This window comes from Bacillota bacterium (assembly GCA_040754675.1).
Classification (GTDB): domain Bacteria; phylum Bacillota; class Limnochordia; order Limnochordales; family Geochordaceae; genus Geochorda.
The window spans coordinates 1-2785 of sequence record JBFMCJ010000528.1; the positions used below are offsets into that span (position 1 = coordinate 1).

4 protein-coding genes are annotated in these 2785 nt (G+C 64.3%); all 4 read left to right on the forward strand.

Going from position 1 to position 2785, the window contains the following annotated elements; genetic code table 11:
- Nucleotides 1-188, forward strand: a 188-nt coding sequence (locus tag AB1609_20240) for a hypothetical protein (GenBank protein ID MEW6048773.1), incomplete at its 5' end; no start/stop codon positions are given.
- Nucleotides 189-303: 115 nt separating this feature from the next.
- Entirely contained in the window at nt 304-816 is a 513-nt protein-coding gene (locus AB1609_20245) for a DinB family protein (protein ID MEW6048774.1), read from the forward strand.
- 178 nt (nt 817-994) lie between these two features.
- Nucleotides 995-1720 carry a GntR family transcriptional regulator gene (locus AB1609_20250; GenBank protein MEW6048775.1) on the forward strand — a complete coding sequence of 242 codons (726 nt, stop codon included), beginning with the start codon at nt 995-997 and terminating at the stop codon, nt 1718-1720.
- Between the two features lie 107 nt (nt 1721-1827).
- On the forward strand, nt 1828-2619 hold the full coding sequence (locus AB1609_20255; protein MEW6048776.1) for an enoyl-CoA hydratase/isomerase family protein: 792 nt from the start codon (nt 1828-1830) through the stop codon (nt 2617-2619).
- Nucleotides 2620-2785: the final 166 nt, after the last annotated feature.

A 2785-nucleotide genomic window follows, 5' to 3' on the forward strand; every position in this document is an offset into this window, starting at 1 on the left:
AGTTGAAGCGGGCTGTGGCACGCCGGGAGATCCGCCCCGGCGACCGGCTCCCTTCGCAGCGCGACCTGGCTCAGGTCCTTCGGGTCGACCCCAACAAGGTTCAACGCCACCGTCGGCGAGTGCCGGTACCGGATGCGGGTGCCTGGCCGAGTTTGGCGACGTGGACCTGGGCGTCGGCGCGGGTGTGAGTCTGTAGCGCCCGGCGGCAAGGCCGCCGGGATCCGGGCGGCCGGGGCAAGAGTTGCGGCCTCCAGGTTCCCGACCCGGGCGCATCGAAGCCCCTTCCCGGAGGAGGTTGGAGCCATGCCTGCCTGGGAAGCCGGACCGGAGACGCTGGCGCTCCTGCGGGAGCTGTTCGCTTGGGACGGGAAGGTGCGGCAGATCATCTTCGACGCGGTGCGGGGCCTGACCGCCGAGCAACTCAGCCGCCCGGTGGGGTTCGGCAAGGGTAGCCTGCTGGGCATCCTGCTTCACGTTTACAGCGCGCAGCTCAACTGGGTCACGCGCCGGATCTGGGGTCAGGCCCGCCAGGAGGTTGATACGGCCGACCTGGCCGACCCGGCGCGCCTGCGTGCCGCTTGGGATGACCTGGACCGCACCACCGAGCGCACGCTCGCCGAACTCACCCCCCAACAACTCAACGAGGTGGTCGAGGCGCCCCGCACGGAGCCAGGCACTCCGCCGTGGCGCGCGACCCGGGCACAGATGCTGCTCCACGCGGGCACCCACGCCATCTACCACCGCTCCCAGATCCGCCGGGCGCTCAAGGAGTTGGGCCGCGAGCTGCCCGAGCTCGACTACATCTTTTTTGCTTAGCCGCCCCGCGATCGCGATGGGCGTCAGGGTACCCAGCATGGCCGACCGGCACCCTGGATGGAAGTGGTACGTGAAGAAGCAGTTGACAGGAAGCGTCTCACCCGTTACAGTGTAACCGGATACCCCGTACACCGTGTACAGCAATATAGTAGCCTGCGAGTCGAAGGGGAATAACGCGGTGCCCGTCGAAGATACGACCCCTCTGGTTCGGGCTGACCTCGATACGCTGGTGTACGAGCGCGTTCGGCAGATGATCCTGGATGGCGCGCTCCCGCCCGGCGAGCAAATCATCCAGGACCAGCTCGCCCGGCGTTTGGGCGTTAGCCGCACTCCTCTTCGTCGTGCCCTGACGCAGCTCGCCAAGGACAACCTGGTGGAGATGACCCCGAGAGGGACCTTCGTTCGCCAATTCACGCTCGACGAGGTCATCGCCGTCTTCGAGATTCGTGGTGTGCTGGAGGGGCTAGCATGTCGCCTCTTCGCCGAGCGCGCCGAACCCCCCGATATTGCCTACATGCGAAGCCTGTTCACCACGGCCATGGAGCGAATAACCCCCGATCACTGGAGCGCGTATCGGCAGGCCGATCAAGAGTTCCATTACTACATAGCCAAGAAGTCAAACAGCAGCATCATCTCGCAGACGCTCAGTTCTTTCCACATCCTGACCATCAGCTTTCTTCAGGGACTCATCCGCCCGCCCGAAGAAACGTTTCCTGAGCACATGCGGATCATTGATGCCCTCGAGGAGCGTGATCCGGACAAAGCCGAGCGCTACGCGGTCGAGCACATCCGCATCACCGTACAGCTTCTGAAAGAAGGCCGCATGGCCGGCGCGCTCTCACGCTTCGGCATCCGGTCCCCTTCACCGGGCGGGAGGAGCGCGGCCTCCACTTCGGCTCCATGAGTTTCAGGTTCTGAAGCGGTCGCGCGTATGCAAGCGATTGGTACTGTACACGGTGTACGGCGTATTCAGGGCGATGGCAGTCCGGGGGAAGGAGGCGTTCCGATACGGTGGCTGGGTCCGGAGCTTCGGTGAGTGCAGAGCGCATCGGCCGCACGCTGGTGCTGACCATGCAAACCCAAAAGCTGACGATTTCGGCCATGGAGCGCCTAGCCGACGAGTTGACCGCTGCAGCCTCGGGATCTGAACTTGCGGCCGTCGTGCTAACGGGGCGGGGCGACACGTTCTGCCGTGGCGGAGAGCTCGGCGACTACACCACCGGTTCGACGTTGGACGTTATGCGCTTCGGCCAGGCGTTCATCGCCCTTCACCGGGCCATCACCGGCATCGACCTTCCGGTGATCGCTGCCGTTAACGGTGCGGCTTTCGGCGGCGGGTTGAACCTGGTCGAGGCGTCTGATCTGGCCATCGCCGCCCGGTCGGCCCGTTTTTCGGTACCCGAGGTTCGGGCGGGCCTTGCTCCGATGATGGCGCTCGTCGGCGTTCGGCGACTGATGGGGCGGAAGAGCTCGATGTGGATGGCGCTCACTGGGGACGAGCTGAACGCCCAAACGGCGTACGAGATTGGTCTCGTCAACCAGGTCGTGGACGATGCCGAGGTGCTTGCATCTGCCTTAGACGTTGCACGGCGCCTGGTATCTTCAAACCCGGTGGCCATCCGCCTGGTAAAGGCCGCTTACCGCGCGATGGATGAAGGCCAATACGAACGCCAGCTCCTCCAGGGGTTGCATCACCTGGTGGTGCTGCTCGGAAGTCCCGAAGCGAAGGAAGCCTACCGCGCCCGCGTCGAAGGCCGCCCCTTCCGTGGGAGGCCCGCGCGTGACTCATCGGCCGTGAGTTAGGAGTCAATAGGGGAAGGGAGGCGAAGGGTTGGGATTCTAAGGGATCGGCAGACCCAGAATCACCAAATCCCAAGCGTAGGAAGGATGGTGGCTCTTGAAACCGGTCACGATTACTCGAAGGCTTGGCCTGCTGCTCTGTGTGATCATACTGTCGTTTGGCTTTACG